General features: G+C 63.2%; 17 protein-coding genes. 11 read left to right on the plus strand and 6 right to left on the minus strand.

Going from position 1 to position 17,904, the window contains the following annotated elements; translation table 11 throughout:
* Positions 1–63 precede the first annotated feature (63 nt).
* Entirely contained in the window at positions 64–291 is a 228-nt protein-coding gene (locus NKI88_RS19500) for a hypothetical protein (protein WP_023670089.1), read from the plus strand.
* Between the two features lie 26 nt (positions 292–317).
* On the opposite strand, the gene NKI88_RS19505 is transcribed toward NKI88_RS19500, so the two are convergent.
* Entirely contained in the window at positions 318–1,238 is a 921-nt protein-coding gene (locus NKI88_RS19505) for a diacylglycerol/lipid kinase family protein (RefSeq protein ID WP_023670088.1), read from the minus strand.
* 258 nt (positions 1,239–1,496) lie between these two features.
* Between NKI88_RS19505 and NKI88_RS19510 the strand changes: the two genes are divergently transcribed.
* Positions 1,497–2,801 (plus strand): PRC-barrel domain-containing protein, encoded by a 1,305-nt coding sequence (locus NKI88_RS19510; RefSeq protein WP_352500615.1) that lies wholly within the window; start codon positions 1,497–1,499, stop codon positions 2,799–2,801.
* A 103-nt stretch (positions 2,802–2,904) separates the two neighbouring features.
* Here the strand turns inward: NKI88_RS19510 and NKI88_RS19515 are convergent, their stop codons facing one another.
* Positions 2,905–4,443 carry an alkaline phosphatase family protein gene (locus tag NKI88_RS19515; protein ID WP_352656664.1) on the minus strand — a complete coding sequence of 513 codons (1,539 nt, stop codon included), beginning with the start codon at positions 4,441–4,443 and terminating at the stop codon, positions 2,905–2,907.
* Between the two features lie 218 nt (positions 4,444–4,661).
* On the opposite strand from NKI88_RS19515, the gene NKI88_RS19520 reads away from it, so the two are divergent.
* From NKI88_RS19520 to NKI88_RS19535, 4 genes are all read left to right on the plus strand, one after another.
* Positions 4,662–5,594 carry a VOC family protein gene (locus NKI88_RS19520; protein WP_352656666.1) on the plus strand — a complete coding sequence of 311 codons (933 nt, stop codon included), beginning with the start codon at positions 4,662–4,664 and terminating at the stop codon, positions 5,592–5,594.
* Between the two features lie 4 nt (positions 5,595–5,598).
* On the plus strand, positions 5,599–6,231 hold the full coding sequence (locus NKI88_RS19525) for an alpha/beta hydrolase (protein ID WP_352656668.1): 633 nt from the start codon (positions 5,599–5,601) through the stop codon (positions 6,229–6,231).
* Positions 6,224–6,523 carry a GNAT family N-acetyltransferase gene (locus NKI88_RS19530; protein WP_023683956.1) on the plus strand — a complete coding sequence of 100 codons (300 nt, stop codon included), beginning with the start codon at positions 6,224–6,226 and terminating at the stop codon, positions 6,521–6,523. Before NKI88_RS19525 ends, NKI88_RS19530 begins: the two co-directional genes overlap by 8 nt.
* A 249-nt stretch (positions 6,524–6,772) precedes the next feature.
* Positions 6,773–7,831, plus strand: a complete 1,059-nt coding sequence (locus NKI88_RS19535; RefSeq protein ID WP_352656670.1) for a dipeptidase — start codon at positions 6,773–6,775, stop codon at positions 7,829–7,831.
* A 3-nt stretch (positions 7,832–7,834) separates the two neighbouring features.
* On the opposite strand, the gene NKI88_RS19540 is transcribed toward NKI88_RS19535, so the two are convergent.
* From NKI88_RS19540 to NKI88_RS19555, 4 genes are read right to left on the minus strand one after another with little or no spacing between them, the layout of a single operon-like run.
* Positions 7,835–8,083 carry a hypothetical protein gene (locus NKI88_RS19540; protein WP_352656672.1) on the minus strand — a complete coding sequence of 83 codons (249 nt, stop codon included), beginning with the start codon at positions 8,081–8,083 and terminating at the stop codon, positions 7,835–7,837.
* A 2-nt stretch (positions 8,084–8,085) separates the two neighbouring features.
* Positions 8,086–9,312 (minus strand): aminomethyl transferase family protein, encoded by a 1,227-nt coding sequence (locus tag NKI88_RS19545; RefSeq protein WP_352656674.1) that lies wholly within the window; start codon positions 9,310–9,312, stop codon positions 8,086–8,088.
* 51 nt (positions 9,313–9,363) lie between these two features.
* Entirely contained in the window at positions 9,364–10,929 is a 1,566-nt protein-coding gene (locus NKI88_RS19550) for a phytoene desaturase family protein (protein ID WP_352656676.1), read from the minus strand.
* Positions 10,916–12,535 (minus strand): phytoene desaturase family protein, encoded by a 1,620-nt coding sequence (locus NKI88_RS19555; protein WP_023715009.1) that lies wholly within the window; start codon positions 12,533–12,535, stop codon positions 10,916–10,918. The genes NKI88_RS19550 and NKI88_RS19555 overlap by 14 nt, the downstream gene beginning before the upstream one ends.
* A gap of 201 nt (positions 12,536–12,736) precedes the next feature.
* Here NKI88_RS19555 and NKI88_RS19560 point away from each other — a divergent pair, with 201 nt between their 5' ends.
* From NKI88_RS19560 to NKI88_RS19580, 5 genes are all read left to right on the plus strand, one after another.
* Positions 12,737–13,537: a class I SAM-dependent methyltransferase gene (locus NKI88_RS19560; protein ID WP_023715007.1), complete on the plus strand. Its 801-nt coding sequence runs from the start codon at positions 12,737–12,739 to the stop codon at positions 13,535–13,537.
* A gap of 27 nt (positions 13,538–13,564) precedes the next feature.
* Positions 13,565–14,245, plus strand: a complete 681-nt coding sequence (gene betI / locus NKI88_RS19565; RefSeq protein ID WP_023715006.1) for a transcriptional regulator BetI — start codon at positions 13,565–13,567, stop codon at positions 14,243–14,245.
* Between the two features lie 58 nt (positions 14,246–14,303).
* The gene (locus NKI88_RS19570; RefSeq protein ID WP_023696413.1) at positions 14,304–15,386 is read left to right on the plus strand and encodes an ABC transporter substrate-binding protein; all 1,083 of its coding nucleotides are present in this window, start codon (positions 14,304–14,306) and stop codon (positions 15,384–15,386) included.
* 116 nt (positions 15,387–15,502) lie between these two features.
* A complete protein-coding gene (locus tag NKI88_RS19575) occupies positions 15,503–16,579 on the plus strand; it encodes an extracellular solute-binding protein (protein WP_023715005.1) in 1,077 nt (358 codons plus the stop codon).
* Positions 16,576–17,871: a flavin monoamine oxidase family protein gene (locus NKI88_RS19580; protein WP_352656679.1), complete on the plus strand. Its 1,296-nt coding sequence runs from the start codon at positions 16,576–16,578 to the stop codon at positions 17,869–17,871. Before NKI88_RS19575 ends, NKI88_RS19580 begins: the two co-directional genes overlap by 4 nt.
* Positions 17,872–17,904 lie beyond the last annotated feature (33 nt).

Below are 17,904 nucleotides of genomic sequence, written 5' to 3' on the forward strand. Positions count from 1 at the left end.
CCACCATGTTTCGCCGGCGATGGTTTCATCGACCATGCCGGTTGCACGATAGGAACGCCGCCAATGACCAAGATCGCCCCTGAAAACAAAGCCCGTCAGGGGCGCTGGGGTTGGCACGGCCTGCGCATATTGGTCGCCGCGTTGCTCCTGGCTTTTATTGCTTGGGGAGCGGCCGAGATTTATGGCCAAAAGATAGATCCAGATACCCCTGAAAGCCAAGGGCAGCCCACCGGCCAGACCGCGCCGGCCAACCAGAGCTCGCCAGCCGGCGAGGGGCAGTCGGGCGGCTAGGGTTTTCCGCGTCATTCGTAATCGCATCAGGCGGCCTTCGCCTGGGCGGCTTGCGCCGGAACCAGGACGTTCAGTGCTCCAGGGTGGATCTGGATTGTCGTTTCGCGCTCCAGCTTGACCAGTTCGCCGTCGATGACGGCGCCGAATTTCTTGCTCCCGGTATGGATCTTCACGATTGCCTTGTCGGCCTGATGAGTTTCGACATGATCGCTGTCGCGCCACCTGCCTCGAGCCATGTCGAAGAGCGCCCTGACCAGCTCGCCACGCTGCCGCGCCACGGTGACATAGATGCCGAGCACGCCGCCGGCAGGATTGTCGGCATAAGGCAGATGGCCTTCGCCAAACAGATTGTTGGAAATGCCGATGCCGCTGATGCGGGTCACGATCTCGGCTTCGCCGACCGTCAATGTCACCTTCATGGCGGGAGGATTGTTGATCGTCGTCCAAGCGGCCTTGGCCGAAGCGCGAATCTTTCCCAAGCGCGAGGCGAATTCCATATTGTCGCGCAGCTTCACCATCCTGGCGTGCAGGCCGATCGAGAACTGATGCACGAACGGCCGGCCATTCGCGCTCGCGATATCGACCGCCATGATCTCGCCGTCGGCAAAGGACTTCAGCGCGCCATCGATGGTCTGCGGAATTCCAAGGCCGCGGGCGAACAGGTTCATTGTTCCTGCAGGCAGGACGGCCAGCGCCTTCTTGCCATTCATCAGCCGCCCCGCGGCGGCCGAAATGGTGCCGTCGCCGCCACCGGCCAGCACGACGTCGATGTCGCGCCGCGCGGCGACCTTGTCGAGCGCCGCGACAATCTCCTTGCCGGCGACGATGTCGATCTCGATGGAGTGACCAGCCGCCTCGAGCGTCTGGCGCATCCGGTCGGTTAGCGCTGAAAGATCGGTGGTCCGCAAGGTGCCGCCGTCCCGGTTCAGCACCGCTGCAAATCGCATGCCCCACTCCGTATTCTTTTTAGCGGCCGGAATGCCAGCCGCAGGCTGAAACGGGCAAGCTTGGCAAAGGTTCCATCGGCCGGGCGGGAATGTCGGGCGATTCCGCGGACTTGCCCAGGGTATTTCGATGCTCCCGTTTTTTTGGAACAAGCGCCTTGTCACAACGTTGTGATCCCATTGGATGCGCCGCCTTCGGTCTCCCGGCAAGTGGTTTGCCGATTGCGGCGCGCATGAGATCACGCAAGAGGAGACTTAATCATGATCCGCACACTGTTCGCGACGACTGCACTCGCAACGCTGATCGCTACCGGTGCGTTTGCGCAGTCAACGACGGCCCCGGCGACGACCCCAGCGCCGGCTGAAGCCCCTGCTACCATCGCGCCGGCGCCGCAACAGGCCGACGGCGCGCTGATGACCAATATCATCGGCGAGTCCGTGTACAATGGCACTGGCGACGATGCGCAGAAGATCGGTGACGTCAGCGACGTCGTCCTCGATGAAAACGGCCAGGCGAAATCCGCCATTATCGGCGTTGGCGGCTTCCTCGGCATAGGCAGCAAGAACGTCGCCTTCGACTACGGCAAGTTGCAATGGGTCGAGAGGAATGGTGACCGCTGGCTCGTCGCCGAGACGACGAAAGAAGCGTTGACGGCGCTGCCCGACTTCGACCGTAAGCCCTACGATCCGGCCTCGGTGCCTGCTTCCACGGCGCAGAACGACCCGCAGAAGCCCGTTGATCTCAACGCCGCGCCGTCAGAACCGGCGGTGAAACGCGCTGACGGCAATCTCGCAACCAACATCATCGGCGAGAATGTCTACAATGGCACTGGCGACGATGCCCAGAATATCGGCGACGTCAACGACATCGTGCTGACCAAGGATGGCAAGGCGCAGTCGCTGGTGATCGGCGTCGGCGGCTTCCTCGGCATGGGTGAAAAGAACGTCACCTATGATTTCGCCAAGGCGCGGTGGGCCGAAAAGAACGGCGATCGCTGGCTGGTGGCGCAGACGACCAAGGAGGAACTGCAGGCGCAGCCTGATTTCGACCGGAAGCCCTATGATCCGGCGCCCGTGACGACAACCTCCGACGCGACGCAGCCGACTGCTCCGGCTGCCCCGACGGCCGTTGCACCGGCTGACAATGCTCAGCCAGCGGACAAGACCGCGGAAGCTCCGGCCGGGACAAAGGCTACCGATCCGACGCAAACGGCAGCGATCGACAAGTCCACATTGACCGAAATGCCGGTCGGTAACATCAGAGGCGACGACCTGAAGGGCACCACCGTCTATGGCGCCAACGACGCCAAGGTCGGCGAGATCGGCGACGTCGTGCTCACGCCCGACAGCAAGCCAGATGCCGTCATCATCGATGTCGGCGGCTTTCTGGGCATCGGCGCCAAGGAGGTCGCGGTCGGCATGGACAAGCTCAAATTCATGACCGACAAGGACGGCAACAAATATCTCTACACCAACTTCACCAAGGAGCAGCTGCAGGCGCAGGCCGCCTATGACAAGGGCAGCTATGCCGAGAAGCGCGACCAGCAGCGGATGATGGTACAGTAAGGGAATAGGCAGTAGGGATTGGGCAGTAGGCGAAACCGAGTGACGAGGCATCAGGCCGCCAGAACATTCTACTGCCTACTGCCTACTGCCTACTGCCTACTGCCTACCACATACCCACCACCCCTTCGTCCGTCAGCTCTGCAAGCGCCAACGATTGGTCAAGATGCTCGGCGCGCCAGGCAAGCAGTCGCTCGGCAAATTCAAGCCGCACGCTGAGATAGGCCGGGTCGGCGGCAACGTTGGCCAGTTCGCCCGGATCCTTCTGCATGTCGAAGAGCAGCGGCGGCAGGCCGCCGCCGAAATGCACGTATTTGAATTTTTCCGTACGGATGACGGCGAGGTTGCACTGGCGCGAGCCGATGCCGAAATGCCGTTCGGCCTCACCGCTGGCAATCGAGCGGAAGTCGAACTCCCAATGCGCCGCGTCGCGCCAATCCTTAGGCGGTTCATCTTGCAGGAACGGTTTTAGCGAGCGGCCGTCGAGATGCAGCTGGGCGTCGGCGTCCAGCAGATCGAGCAAGGTCGGGAAGATGTCGACGGCCTCGGTGAAGTGGTTGACGGTCGAGCCGGCTGCATTGCCGTGACGCGGGTCGCGCACGATCAATGGGATGTGATAGCTGCCGTCGAAGAAGCCGCCTTTGCCCAGCATGAAATGGTCTCCCATCATCTCGGCGTGGTCCGAAGTCAGCACGATGATGGTGTCATCCCATGCATTCGCCGCCTTGATCGCTTGCCAGATGCGGCCAAGCTGCGCGTCGACCTCCGAGATCATGCCGTAATAGATCGCGCGGATGGCCCGGATGTTGTCCTCGCCCCAGTCGCGCACGTGGCGGTCGGAGCCCGGGCGGAAGCTTTTCCGCTTCTGGCGGCCAAGGTCGTAAGCCAGATAGGGATGCCTTTGCGCCTCAGCCTGCCAAGTCTCGGCACGGCGGAAGGGCGGTCCGTCCGCCGGATCATACAGCGTGTTGTAGGGCTGCGTTACGACAAAGGGCGGATGCGGGCTGATGAAGGAGACATGCGCGAACCATGGCGCATCCTGTTCGTCGAGCCAGCGAATGAATTCGCCGGCAAGAAAAGCGGTCGGCGTCTCGTCCCTGGAATAGACAGGTGGCGCGTTGGTCACGGCGTTGGCCGCTTCCCCGCACACGGGACGATGGATGCCGGGAGAGCCGGCGCTGGTGTCGACGCCACGTGCCTTCAGCCATGACAGCCATGGCTTCTGATGCTCAGGCAGGAGCTGGCGCACGCTGAAGCCGGGCAGCACGCCCTCATAGCTTTTCAGCCGGGGATCGCCCGGCGCCATCGTGCGCGGATCGGGCGAGACGTCGGTGTAGCCGAACAAAGTCGGATCATAGCCGAGGGCGCGTGCCGAAAGCGCCATGTTGCCATGGCGGGCGTCGAGCGGCGTGCCGTTGCGGCAGACGCGATTGTTCATCTGGTAGAGGCCGGTGTAGAGGCACGCGCGGGCCGGCGAGCAGGGAGCCGCGCCGCCGTAATGCCGCTTGAAACGGACGCCTTCGGCGGCGAGCGCATCGGCATTCGGCGTCTTCACCACGGGATGGCCGGCAGCCGACAGGCAATCGCCCCGCCATTGGTCGCAGGAGATCAATAGGATGTTCGGGCGTCTGCTTTTCGCGGCCAATGCTCTATCCTGTCACGTCGGGAAGACGTTCAATGAACCGGAATTTGGCTGCGGCGCAAGCCTGTCGGTCTTGCTTAAATGGTGAACGAAAATTTCCTGCTGTTCACTATTGGGATACAGTCCATTCTGAGTTTGCCGCCTTTGCCATTGTTGGGCGGCCCCTCATATAGGCGTGGACAGCGGCAAGGGCCGCAAACCCAAGGGAAGGAGCAAGACCAATGCTCGACCAGATCAAGGGCCTGCATCACGTGACGTCGATGGCCGGCGATGCGCGCCAGAACAATGATTTCTTCACGCACAAGCTCGGCCTGCGCCGGGTCAAGAAGACCGTCAACTTCGACGCGCCAGATGTCTATCACCTCTATTATGGTGACGAGCACGGTACGCCCGGCTCGGTGATGACCTATTTTCCGTTCCCGGACATTGCCAGGGGCCGCCACGGCGTCGGCGAGGTCGGTACCACGGCCTATTCGGTGCCGGCCGGCACGCTCGGCTATTGGGAAAAGCGCTTCGCCGATGAAGGCGTTGCGGGTGTCTCCCGCGAAGAGACGTTCGGCGAGAAGCGGCTGGCCTTCGCCGGTCCCGACGGCGACGGTTTCGCGCTGGTCGAAGACAAGGCGGACAGCCGCGCGCCATGGTTGAAAGGCGGCATTCCCGTTGATGAGGCGATACGCGGCTTCCACTCGGTCTCGCTCAGATTGAAGGATGGTGGCGCCACGGAAGAGCTGTTGAAGTTCATGGGCTATGAGCAAGTGGACAAGTCCGGCAGTGTCAGCCGGCTCGCCATCAAGAACGGCAACGGCGCTGATGTCGTAGATATCGAATCGCTGCCTACCGCGGGTTTTGCCAATCTCGGCGCCGGCTCGGTCCACCATGTCGCCTTCGCGGTGGAGAACCGCGCCCAGCAACTCGAAGTGCGCAAGGCGCTGATCGATACGGGTTATGGCGTAACGCCGGTAATCGACCGCGATTATTTCTGGGCGATCTACTTCCGAACGCCGGGCGGCGTGCTGTTCGAAGTCGCTACCAATGAGCCGGGCTTCGACCGCGACGAGGACACCGCCCATCTCGGCGAAGCCCTGAAACTGCCGACGCAGCACCAGCATCTGCGGCCCTATCTTGAAGAGCATCTGCAGAAGCTGGAAGGCTGAGACGATGAGCAAGGAAGCTTACATCCATAAGGCGCTGCCGGGTTCGCCCGGCGGCCCGCTGCTCTTCGTCTTTCACGGCACCGGCGCGGACGAGAGCCAGCTGCTGTCGCTCGGGCGCGACCTCGCGCCACAGGCGACGATCGTATCGCCGCGCGGCGATGTTTCCGAGCATGGTGCGGCGCGTTTCTTCCGCCGCACCGGCGAGGGCGTCTACGATATGGACGACCTCGCGCGGGCGACCGCCAAGATGGCCGGTTTCATCAAGGCGCAGGTGATAGCGGCAAGGCCATCTTCGGTCTTGGGTCTCGGCTATTCCAACGGCGCCAACATCCTGGCGTCCGTAATGTTCGCCGCGCCCGAGCTGTTCGATGCGGCGGTGCTGATGCACCCGCTGATCCCGTTCGAACCGCAGGTGCAGGGCAGCCTTGCCGGACGCCGCATCCTGGTCACCGCCGGCAAGCGCGACCCGATCTGCCCGCCCAACCTGACGTCCCGGCTGAAGGCCTATTTGCGCGCCGATGGCGCCGATGTCACAGTGGAGTGGCACGATGGCGGCCACGAAATTCGACCAAACGAGATCGAAGCGGCGAGGCGGCTTTTTGCCGATGCGCCGGTTGAAGGAGCAAGCGATGCCTGACGAATTGCCTGAGATCGAACTCGAGGACCGCGGCTCGAAGGGACGTTATGTGCTGCGCGGACCCGGCGGCGCCGAGGCGGAGATGACCTTTACCAAGGTCGGCGAGCACCAGATCATCATCGATCACACCGAAGTGCCGGACGTGTTTCGCGGCCAGGGCGCCGGCCTTCGGCTCGTCACCCGCGCCGTCGAGGATGCGCGGGCAGTGGGCAAGAAGATCATCCCGCTCTGCCCCTTCGCCAACGCCCAGTTCCGCCGCCATCCGGAATGGGCGGATGTGCTGAAGCAATAGACCTTTTTCCCTTCTTCCCTTGTGGGGTGAGTTGCCGGTCGCCGAAGGCGAATTCATCGTGCCGGTGGCACGATGAAAGGCCAGCGAACGCCGGGACGCTGCGAAGCAGCGGGGACCCGGCAGGTGGTCGGAGTCGCTCAGCCACAAGAGCGAACACCTCTCTGGTATTTGCGCAGTTCGGCCTTCTTGCCTAAGTACACAGTTCGCCGCGGCTCGTCCGCTCCTGCCAACTGACCGAATGGCTTCCTGATGACCGAATCCGATCTCGTCCCCGTCTTCGACGGCCACAACGACACGCTGCTGCGACTGTACCAGTCGAAAGACACAGACGTCGAAAAGCTGTTCATCGAGGGGACGCAGGGCGGTCATATAGATCTGCCGCGCGCCAAGAAGGGCGGCTTTGCCGGCGGCATGTTCGCGATCTTTCCACCGCCGGTCGAGAAGAGCAAACGCTCTGCGGTGCCGCCGGCGCCGAGCGACAATGAGCCATTGCCGCCGGAACTGCCACGCGCTGATGCGCTCAATTCCACCATCGGCATGGCCTCGATCCTGTTTCGGCTGGAGCGCGCGGGGGCGCTGACCGTCTGCCGCAGTGCCGGTGACATTCGCGAGGCGATGGCGAAAGGTTCGATCGCGGCGGTGTTTCATATTGAAGGCGTCGAGGCGATCGATCCCGAACTTGCCTTGCTCGACGTGCTCTACGAAGCCGGCCTGCGCTCGCTCGGCATTGTCTGGAGCCGACCCAACGCCTTCGGCCATGGCGTCCCGTTCCGCTTTCCGTCGTCGCCCGATACTGGACCGGGGCTGACCGATGCCGGCAAGGCGCTGGTCAAGGCCTGCAATCAGCTCAAGATCATGATCGACCTGTCGCATCTCAACGAAAAAGGCTTTCGCGATGTCGCCGCGCTCAGCGATGCGCCGCTGGTCGCCACTCATTCGAACGTGCATGCGCTGTGCACCCATTCGCGCAACCTGACGGACTGGCAGCTCGGCGCCATCCGCGAGACCGGCGGCATGGTCGGGCTCAACTTCGCCACCGGCTTCCTGCGTGAAGACGGACGGATGAATTCGGACACCAGCCTCGACATCATGGTGCGCCATGTCGATTCACTGCTGCAGGCGCTGGGCGAAGATGGCGTCGGGCTGGGTTCGGATTTCGACGGGGCCATGATCCCGGCGGTCATCGGCGACGTTGCCGGCTTGCCGAAGCTGGTAGATGCGCTGGCCGCGCGCGGCTTCGGACGCGCGCTGATCGAGAAGATCGCCTATCGCAACTGGCTGAACGTTCTCGAAAGAACTATAGGCTGAGGCTTAAGCGCCCATGCGCTTCAGCCAGTCCTGGCCGCCGCCGCGATCCCGGATGATCGGCAGCGGGTTCTCCCAGTCCAGCCGCGCGCAGATGCGGTAGACTTCGAGCGTCTCGGCGCTCATTTCGCCGCGCTTGTAGAAGTACATGGCGGCGGCATAGCGGGTGCGACCCGACCATTTTTCGCCGAGCGGCGTGTTGACCAGCTGCCATTGTTCGGCGGCTTCCGCCGCATCATCTTGTTGGTCGGCCACAGTCAGAAATCCGCCGGTGGATTGGCGGTGCGGCGGTCGAGCTTGATGAAGGGACGGGCCACCACCTTGGCCCGCTTCATCAGCTTCTGGTACTGCAACTCGCGCATGGCGTAGATCTCGACCCAGAGGTCTTCCACCATCGTATCACCATAGGGACGCGTCAGCGAGGCGATGGCGATATTGCGCTTGGCCATCGGCGACCAGATGGCGGCGCTGACCAGCCCGACCTCCTGATGCTTCTTGTGGTAGACGATGGCGTGCTCGGCCGGGATGTTGCCTTCGATCTCCAGCCCGACCAGCACGTGGCGCAGCTTGCGTTTGGCACGGGCTTCGAGGATGGCGCGTCGGCCGTTGAAATGGCCTTTTTCCAAATCGATCATGAAGCCGAGACCGATCTCGTCCGGCATGCGCAGACGGTCGGCGCGAATGGCATGGTCTGCGGTGGTGAAGTCGGCATTGGCGACGATGAGGCCGGCTTCCAGCCGGGCGCGGTTGAGGGCGGCGTAGCCGATGGCGCGGATGCCGCGCAGTTCGCCTGCCGTCATCAGGCGGTCCCAGAGGCTGAGCGCTTTTTCGGCCGGCACGAACAGTTCGTAGCCGAGATCGCCGGTGAAGCCGGTGCGCGAGATGGTGATAGTGCCGCCATCGTGCGGGAATTCGGCGAGATCGAACACTTTGAGTTTTTCAACGCCGGCGAAACCCGCCTCGCGCAGCACGGCGAAGGAGGTTGGGCCTTGCAGAGCGAGACCAGCGACGCTTTCAGTCTCTTCCTCGACTGTCACCTCGAAACCGGTCGCGCTGTCCAGCAGCCAGGGCAGGTGCCGCTCCTGCGAACACAGGCGGAAGCGGGTCGGCGACAGCCGGAACAGCGTGCCGTCATCGAGGACAAAACCTTCGTCGTCGCACCATGCGGTGTAGTGGACGCGGCCCGGTTTCAGCTTGGTGACATCGCGCAGCGTGACGCGATCGAGGAAGGCTTCGGCATCCGGCCCCTCGATGCGGTATTTGGTCATCGGCGAGATGTCGAACAAAGCCGCCTGGCTGCGGATGGCGAAATATTCGAGTTCCTCGTCCCACAGCGAATGCGGCGCGCGATAGCCGGCCCAATTGTACCAGTCCTGAGTTTTGGCCAGCGCATCGATGCGCGGCTGGAACGGCGTGCCGAGACGCAAGGTGCGGAAATGGCCCTGCGCTGGGGTGCGGGCGGCGTTGTTGATCTGACTCGTCATCACGGCATTCCTTCGCCGTAGAGTGCGGCGTTGACTGGCTGAAACATCCGGTCATCCCTTCGTCGCTATGATGCGCCGCGCCGCATTAAAACCGGGAGCACCCGAAACGCCGCCGCCTGGATGCGAACCGGCGCCGGCCAGGAACAGCCCCTCGATCGGCGTGTCGTAGCCCGACCAGCCGGAGACCGGCCGCGACATCAACATCTGGTCGGCCTGCAATTCGCCGTGGTGCCAATGGCCCCCCGGCATGCGGTAGTTGGCTTCGATATCGGCTGGCGTCAAAAGCTCGGCATGCAGCACGGACTTGCCGATACCGGGGGCGTAGGCTTCGAGCTGCGCCATGACAGCGCTGAGGAATTTCGGCTTGCCGGCGTCCCAACCCTCTTTCAGCGCATAAGGCGCGTATTGCACGACAGCCGACAGTACACAGGCGCCGCTTGGCGCGAGCGACGGGTCGGAGAGCGACGGCAGTGTGATCTCCATCACCGGTTCGGCTGAGAACTCGCCATATTTCGACGGGTTGAAGGCGCGCTCGACATGGTCGGCCGAGGGCGCGATGACCAGACGGCCCTTGTGATTATCGGCGCCGACGCCGGAAAATTGCGGTTGCCGTTCGAGCGCCAGATGGAGCTTCGCCGCGTCGCCCCTCATGCGGATGTTCTTTACCTTGCGCACGAAACCCGTGTCGATCTCGCGCGGGCCGACGAGATCGAGCATGGTCGTCGCCGGGTTGATGGCGGAGACGATCGTTCTGGCGTGCAGCACCTCGCCGCCGTCGAGGGTCACGCCGAGGGCGCGCCCTTTTTCGACGACTATTCTGGCCACGGGCGCTGCCGTGCGGATGGTGACGCCGGCTTTCTCCGCCGCCGCGCCGATCGCGGCGACGACTGCACCCATCCCACCTTTCGGCAGCATCTGCGCGCCGGTTTTGCCGCCGGTCTCGCCGGCCAGCCGATAGTAGAGGCCGAGCAGGGAGGTCGGCGAACGCGGGCCGAGGTGGCTACCAAGCGTGGCGTCGAAGGCAAGCAGGCCCTTCAGCCTGATATCGGCAAGCTGCTCGTCGAGCAGGTCGGCGACGTTCATCAGGAGAACGCGCAGGAAGTCGCGCATGTCTTCCTTGCCGAGCTTTTTCAGCGCCACGGCCGTCTGGCCGAGCGCTGCGGTTTCAAGCAGGGACATGCCACCGAGATCGGGCGGGCGCCGCGACAGGAACGGTTTCAGGATGCCGGCGTAGCGCATGAGTTGCGCGCGCAATTCCTTCCAGTCGGACTGCTCGGACGGAGTGGAGCCGGTCAGCACTTCGCCATAGGCGCCATGCAGGACAAGCGGCGGGCCGTCCTTCGCCAAGGCGACCGACGGCATGAAGTCTGCGCGGGTGACCTGCAGCCCGTGTTTCTCCAGCTCCAATGTCTTTACCACGTCGGGATGCAGACGGTTCAGCACATGGGCGATCGAGGAGACGCGAAAGCCAGGGGCGAACTCTTCGGTGCGCGCGGCCCCGCCGACTTCGGTCCCGGCTTCCAACACCAGCACCTTGCGGCCGGCCTTGGCCAGAGTGGCGGCAGCGACAAGGCCGTTATGGCCGCCGCCTATGATGATGGCATCAAATGACGTCATGGGCCGCGCTCATATGGGAGGTCGATTTGGCGAGGTCGCGCAGGATCTCGGCTGCTGCATTGCGGCCGGGTGCGCCCATGACGCCGCCGCCGGGATGGGTCGAGGAGCCGCACATATAGAGCCCGCCGACCGGCGAGCGGTATTGTGCGTAGCCCGGCACCGGCCGGTTGAACAGCAACTGGTCGAAGGTCAGCTCGCCCTGAAAGATGTTGCCTTCGGTGAGGCCGACCTCGGCTTCGATCTCGCGCGGCGTGCGAACCTCCATGTGGACGATGCGGTCGCGGAAGCCCGGCGAGTATTCCGCGATCTGCGCGACCACGCTTTCAGCGAAACCGTCGCGGTCGGCATCGGTCCAGTCCTGGCCATTCACCTTGGGCGGCGCGTACTGCACGAAGCAGCTCATAAAATGCTTGCCCGGCGGCGCCATGGTCGGGTCGAGCGTCGTTGGGATGACCATGTCGAGGAATGGGTCGGCCGACCAGCGACCGGCCTTCCAGTCGTCATAGGCGCGCTCCATGCGCTCCATGGAATCGGTGAAATGCATGTCGCCGCGATAAACGGGTGAATCCTTCGGCAGTGCCGGGAATTCCGGCAGAGAATCCAACGCGATGTTGACCTTGCCGGAGGAGCCGCGGATCTTGAAGTTCCTGACCCGCCGCAGGAAAATGTCGGGCAGTTCCTTCTCCTCGACCAGTTTCAGGAATGTGCGTTTGACGTCGGCGTTGGAGACGACGAGCTTGCCGTAAATCTCCTCGCCGCCAGCCAGCACCACGCCCTTGGCCTTGCCTCGGCTCACCAGCACATGGTCGACCTCGGCGCCGGTACGGATGGTGCCGCCGGACGCCTTGAAGGAACCGGCGAGCGCCTTGGCGACGGCGCCCATGCCGCCGCGCGCATAGCCCCAGGCGCCGACCGAGCCGTCGACCTCACCCATATAATGGTGCAGCAGCACGTAGGCTGTGCCGGGCGACATCGGCCCGAGCGCGGTACCGATGATGCCGGACAAAGCGAAGTTCGCCTTGATGACATCGGTCTCAAAATATTCGTCGAGGAATTCCGAGATCGACATGGTCCAGAAGCGCAGCGTCAGCGCCATTTCTTCTGATGACAGGCCGGCGAATTTCTTGCCGAGGTAGAGAAGCTCTCCGAGGTCACGCGGCTTGAGACTGGTCGGGTCCGGTGCGGTGCGCATCAGCAGCGGCTGGATGAAGCGGCACTGCCGCGTCACGTCGCGCGAATAACGGTCATAGGCCTCGGCGTCGCGCCTGGAGAAGCGGGCAAATTCGCGCCGGTGCGCATCGTGGTCACGGTAGTTGGCGAGGTAGTCGCCATCGCGCGTGAACACGGCGCCGCCCTCATAGGAAATCACCTGCAAGCCGAAGCGCGGCAGTTCGAGGTCGCGCATGATTTCGGGGCGAAACAGCGAGCAGACATAGGAGCAGTTGGAGTACAGGAAGCCCGGCGTTAGCTCGCGGCTGGTAGCGGCGCCGCCGACCCAGTCGTTCTTTTCCACCACCAGCACGTCGAGCCCGGCGCGTTGCAAATAGCTGGCGTTGACCAGGCCGTTGTGTCCGCCGCCGATGACGATCGCATCCCAAGCTTTCATTCGCGCCCAGCCTTCATGGTGCTCGACCCTTCATTTTCGCGTGATTTGTCGCCGAATGCGCGGAATTTGGCACGGCAGCGGCTATTCTGTCCAGCCATTCTGAATGAATGTTCAACAAATGATATTGCGTTTTCCTGTTAATACGCTACGCTTTGCCGGCATTCGAACCTGCGCAATTCGGCTGATGGGACTTAAGGTCTGATGATCGAAACGGCAGATGGCGAGCCGGAATATGACGCTGCCGCGATCCGCTTCCTCGAGGCGCTGTGGGGCGAGGGTTATCTGTCGCCGGGCGGACCCGACGAGGTCGACCGGGTGGTCGAAGGGCTGTCGCTCAGGGGCAAGACGATCCTCGACATCGGCTGCGGCTCCGGCGGCATCGCGCTGCATCTGGTGGAGCGCCACGGTGCTGCTCATGCCACCGGCTTCGACATCGAGCGGCCGGTGATCGAGGCGGCCAGAAAGCATGCCGCTGCACGAGGGCTTTCAGACCGCGCCAGCTTCGTCCAGGCGCCGCCGGGGCCGCTGCCTTTTGCCGACGCTTCGTTCGATGTCGTCTTCTCCAAGGATGCGCTGGTGCACGTGTCCGACAAGGACGCGCTGTTTGTGGAAATCTTCCGCGTGCTGAAGCCGGGCGGCGTCCTTGCCGCCTCCGACTGGCTGATCGGCCATGACGGCGAGCCGTCATCTGAGATGAAGGCCTATGTCGCGGCCGAAGGCCTGTCCTTCGCCATGGCCTCGCCGGCACGCTATGCGCAAGCGATGCGCAGCGCCGGCTTTGCCGATGTCACTGTGAAGGACCGCAATTCTTGGTACCGCGAGGTCGCACGCGGCGAGCTGGAAAGGCTGAAAGGCCCGCTCTACGAGACGGCGGCAGTCGCGGTCGGAGCGGCCTATGTCGACAAGAACATCAAGACCTGGGAAGCCATGCAGAAGGTGCTTGACAGTGGCGAGCACCGTCCCACTCATCTTCGCGGGTGGAAGCCGGCTGTGGTGGGATAGCCGGCAATGTGGAGCATGACGGCACCGATGAAAGCTGCAGCGCGCGAAGAGCGATCCTCCGACACGTCTGGAAAAACCGAGCCGGAAAAACGCGGCCGCAAGGCGTCGAAGGAGGTCAGGCAACAGCAGCTGATCGAAGCGACCATCGATTCGCTGGCCAAGCGCGGTTATTCGGAAACGACGATGGCCGATGTCGCTGACGGCGCCGGCCTGTCGCGCGGCATCGTCAACTTCCATTTCGAGAGCAAGGAGAAGCTGCTCGTCGCCACGCTGGCCTATATGGCCGACGAATATGCGGCGCATTGGCGCGTCGCGCTGACCAAGGCCGGCGAGGATCCAGCCCGGCAGCTGCGGGCGCTGGTCGCCGCCGATTTCGACCGTTCGATCTGCAACAAGCGCAAGCTCGCGGCGTGGTGCGCGTTCTGGGGCGAGGCCAAGTCGCGGCCGACCTACCAGGCGCTGTGCGGCGCGCGCGACGCGGCCTACCAGAAGATCTTCATCGACCTCTGTGCCACGCTCAAGCAGGGCGGTGGTTACGCCTATGAGCCGCAGGGCATGGCGCTGGCGCTCAGCGCCATGCTGGAGGGCTTGTGGCTGCGGCTGATGATGGGGACCGAGGACGTCACCCGTGAAAGCGCGCTACAGGCGGCAAACGAATTCCTGTCGGCCGCCTTTCCGAAGCACTACCCGCCGGACAGCGGACGTTGACAACAACCGGCGGATCCAAGCCGGAGCGAACAATCAGAAACAAAGAGGATGGAACAGCATGAAAAGAATAGCCCGACGCCTGACACTGACATTGGCGCTGACGGCGACGCTGGCTGGTTCGGCCGCGGCGATTGCGGTCGCCGCCGACAAGGACCTGATCGTGTTCGACTGGTCCGGCTATGAGGACCCGAGCTTCCACCCCAAATATGTCGAGAAGAACGGCGACTCGCCGACCTTCGCCTTCTTCGGCGACGAGGACGAAGCCTTCGAAAAAGTGCGCTCCGGCTTCAAGGCCGATCTTGGTCATCCCTGCTCGCAGAGCGTGACAAAGTGGCGCGAGGCGGGGCTGCTGCAGCCGCTCGACACCTCGAAGATCACCGGCTGGAAGGATCTCAATCCCGGCATCATGGCGATGAAGGATCTGGCCACCACTTCGGACGGCAAGGCCTGGTTCATGCCGTGGGACTGGGGCAACACCCAGCTCACCTACAACTCCGACAAGATCGACGCGAAGGATGTGCAGTCGCTGAAGGCCTTCGCCGATCCCAAGTTCAAGGGGCGGGTCTCGATCGGCGACAATGTCGACGACGCCTATGCGCTGGCCAGCCTTGCCATGGGGCTCAAGGACTGGACCAAGATGACGGACGACCAGTTCAAGCAGGCGTCCGACTTCCTGCGCCAGGTGCACAAGAATGTCCGCTCCTACTGGACCGATACCACGGACGTCGTCCAGTTGCTGAGCGGCGGCGAGGTCGATCTCGCCTGGGCATGGAACGATGCCACGGTACAATCCGTCGCTGCCGGTGTGCCGATCAAGTCCAAGAAGGATACGGACGAAGGCATCTCGACCTGGGTCTGCGGCTACGTGCTGTTCAAGGACGCACCCGGCAATGTCGACAAGGCCTATGACTACCTCAACGCGATCAACGATCCCGAGACCGCCAAGGTGCTGGTCAAGGACTGGGGTTATGGCCAGGCCAACGCCAAGGGCATGGCCGGCGTCGACCCGGCGATCCTGAAAGAAAAGGGCTATGACGATGTGCAGAGATTCGTCGACAAGACCCTGTTCCAATCGCCCGTGCCGTCGTCGCTCAAGCTCAAGATGATCGCCGAATTCGAGAAGATCAAGGCGGGGTACTAAAGCTCTGTCCGGCTTCCTCCGTCTGCCTGTCAGTGCGCCGGGCAGACGGTCTCGCCAAGGCCGCTGAAATTCCGTAACGTCGCCCGGCCGCTTTTCGCGATGAGGAGTTTCGCGCCATGAATTCCATGCTTCGCCGCCTTGCTCTTGCTGCCGCCCTTACGGTCGGCGCAGGCGCCGTGCTTGCTTATGCCGAAGGCGGCGGAGACCTCGTCGTGTTCGACTGGTCGGGTTATGAGGATCCGTTGCTGCACCCCGACTACACCGCCAAATACGGCGCCGAGCCGACCTTTGCTTTCTTCGGCGACGAGGAGGAAGCGTTCCAGAAGATGCGCGCCGGCTTCAAGGCCGACATCGCCCACCCCTGCTCGCAAAGCGTGACCAAGTGGCGCGCGGCCGGCATTCTGCAGCCGCTCGACACCTCCCGGATCGCCGGCTGGCAGGATCTCAATCCCGGCATCATGGCGATGAAGGATCTCGCCGTCACCGCCGACGGCAAGGCCTGGTTCATGCCGTTCGACTGGGGCAACACTTCGCTGCTCTACCGCACCGACAAGGTCACGGCGGAGGAAGCGCAGTCGCTGAAGATTTTCGCCGATCCCAAATTCAAGGGCCGCGTCACCATCGGCGACAATGTCGATGACGCCTATGCGCTGGCCAGCCTGGTCATCGGCCTCAAGGACTGGACCAAGATGACCGACGCGCAGTTCCAGGAGGCGTCCGCGTTCCTGCGTGACGTCCACAAGAACATCCGCTTTTACTGGACCGACGACACCGACCTCAACCAGGCCTTTACCGGCAATGAGGTCGACCTCGTCTGGGGCTGGAATGAGACCTTCGTGACGCTCAAGGGCCAAGGCATGCCGATCGCCATGAACCGCGACACCAGGGAAGGCATATCCACCTGGGTGTGCGGCTATGTGCTGATGAAGGATGCGCCGGGCAAGCTCGATCAGGCCTATGATTTCCTCAGTGCGGTCAACGCGCATGCCGTTTCCGATTACTTGGTCAAGACCTTCGGCTACGGCCACGGCAACAGCGCCGGGATGGCCGCGGTAGACCATCAGGTGCTGAGCGACCGTGGCTTCGACAATCTCGACAAGTTTTTGGACAAGACGCTGTTCCAGCAGCCGGTGCCGCCTGAGCTCAAGCAGCGCATGGTCACGGAATTCGAGAAGATCAAGGCCGGCTATTGAGCGACAGGACTGAAAGAACCGATGTCGTCATCGTCGGCGCCGGTTTCACGGGCCTGTCGGCTGCGCTTGAGCTGAGAAAGGCCGGCATCGATGTCGTGCTGCTCGAAGCACGCGACCGCGTCGGCGGCAGGGTCGAGGCTATTCGCAACGGGCTTGGCGAGCGCATCGACAGCGGCGGCCAGTTTTTCTGCGAAGACATGCCGGAGGTGACGGCGCTGGCCGCGTCCCGTGGCAAGGCCTTCGTCGAAACCTATGTGAATGGCGATTTCATCACCCATCCATCGCTGTCGGTCGAAGAGGCCGAACGGACCTATCATGGCGCGATGGCAATCCGCGAGCGGATGAATGCGATCGAGCCGGACGATCCCTCGATCGCCGGCATGAGCGCTGCCGCCTGGCTCGAATGCCAGCATGATCCCACTGACGCCAAGACGGCTTTCCGCTCGATGATCGAAGGCCTGTGGTGCCTGGCGATGGACAAGGTGCCGCTGTGGTACCTCATCGACAATGACCGCCGCATCACCAACGAGGTGCCCGAGCTGCAATATTCGCTGCTCGAAACCATGCAGTCGCTGGCCGAGGACATGGCGGGAGATCTCGGCGATAGCGTTCGGCTGAACGAGCCGGTTACGCGCATCGAGCACGGGCCGCAAGGGGTTCGTGCCGTCTCGGCAGGCAGCGCCATCGAAGCGCGAAGAGTGCTGGTCGCGCTGCCGCCGGCGAGGGCCGCGAAGCTGGATTTCGCGCCCGCTCTGCCGCCCGCTCTCGCAAAGGCGCTCGGCGTCTGGGAAAGCGGTGCGGTGATCAAGATCCTGGTGCGCTATCCCACGCCGTTCTGGCGCAAGCGCGACCTGTGCGGCATGGTGATGTGGCGCGACCTGCCGGGCCTGTTCGCCTGTGACGCCAGCAAGGATGCGCAACATGCTGCGCTGGTCGTCTTCGTCGGCGGACCGCTGGCCTTGCATTGGCGTCCGCTCGCGGACGCGGCGTTGCGTGCGGAGGTCACGGCAAGGCTCGTTGATGCCCTTGGCCCGGAGGCGGCCGATATTATCGATTTCAGCCAGCGGGACTGGATCGATGACCGCTGGAGCGGCGGCGCCTACAGCGACCTTATTGTCGATGTGACGGCACGGGATGCCGAGCGCACGATCCGTGCCGGCGCAGATCCTGTTCATTTCGCATCGTCGGAACTGTCGCCGTCATTCCCGGGCTATGTCGAAGGCGCCATCGTGATGGGGCGGATCGCAGCCAAACAGATCGCGACGGAACTTAAAATTCTTAGTGGAGCATGATCTTATTCCGAATCCGGTTTCCACTTTTCGGGA

It is taken from the genome of Mesorhizobium sp. M0317 (assembly GCF_040321555.1).
Classification (GTDB): Bacteria; Pseudomonadota; Alphaproteobacteria; order Rhizobiales; family Rhizobiaceae; genus Mesorhizobium.

What these genes read in the sequence shown, in the direction of transcription:
- NKI88_RS19500 (WP_023670089.1), top strand. Translation starts at nt 64, where the DNA reads ATGACCAAGATCGCCCCTGAAAACAAAGCCCGTCAGGGGCGCTGGGGT.
- NKI88_RS19525 (WP_352656668.1), top strand. Translation starts at nt 5,599, where the DNA reads ATGAGCAAGGAAGCTTACATCCATAAGGCGCTGCCGGGTTCGCCCGGC.
- betI (WP_023715006.1), top strand. Translation starts at nt 13,565, where the DNA reads ATGAAAGCTGCAGCGCGCGAAGAGCGATCCTCCGACACGTCTGGAAAA.
- NKI88_RS19510 (WP_352500615.1), top strand. Translation starts at nt 1,497, where the DNA reads ATGATCCGCACACTGTTCGCGACGACTGCACTCGCAACGCTGATCGCT.
- NKI88_RS19555 (WP_023715009.1), bottom strand. Translation starts at nt 12,535, where the DNA reads ATGAAAGCTTGGGATGCGATCGTCATCGGCGGCGGACACAACGGCCTG.
- NKI88_RS19560 (WP_023715007.1), top strand. Translation starts at nt 12,737, where the DNA reads ATGATCGAAACGGCAGATGGCGAGCCGGAATATGACGCTGCCGCGATC.
- NKI88_RS19570 (WP_023696413.1), top strand. Translation starts at nt 14,304, where the DNA reads ATGAAAAGAATAGCCCGACGCCTGACACTGACATTGGCGCTGACGGCG.
- NKI88_RS19530 (WP_023683956.1), top strand. Translation starts at nt 6,224, where the DNA reads ATGCCTGACGAATTGCCTGAGATCGAACTCGAGGACCGCGGCTCGAAG.
- NKI88_RS19575 (WP_023715005.1), top strand. Translation starts at nt 15,503, where the DNA reads ATGAATTCCATGCTTCGCCGCCTTGCTCTTGCTGCCGCCCTTACGGTC.
- NKI88_RS19520 (WP_352656666.1), top strand. Translation starts at nt 4,662, where the DNA reads ATGCTCGACCAGATCAAGGGCCTGCATCACGTGACGTCGATGGCCGGC.
- NKI88_RS19535 (WP_352656670.1), top strand. Translation starts at nt 6,773, where the DNA reads ATGACCGAATCCGATCTCGTCCCCGTCTTCGACGGCCACAACGACACG.
- NKI88_RS19545 (WP_352656674.1), bottom strand. Translation starts at nt 9,312, where the DNA reads ATGACGAGTCAGATCAACAACGCCGCCCGCACCCCAGCGCAGGGCCAT.
- NKI88_RS19505 (WP_023670088.1), bottom strand. Translation starts at nt 1,238, where the DNA reads ATGCGATTTGCAGCGGTGCTGAACCGGGACGGCGGCACCTTGCGGACC.
- NKI88_RS19550 (WP_352656676.1), bottom strand. Translation starts at nt 10,929, where the DNA reads ATGACGTCATTTGATGCCATCATCATAGGCGGCGGCCATAACGGCCTT.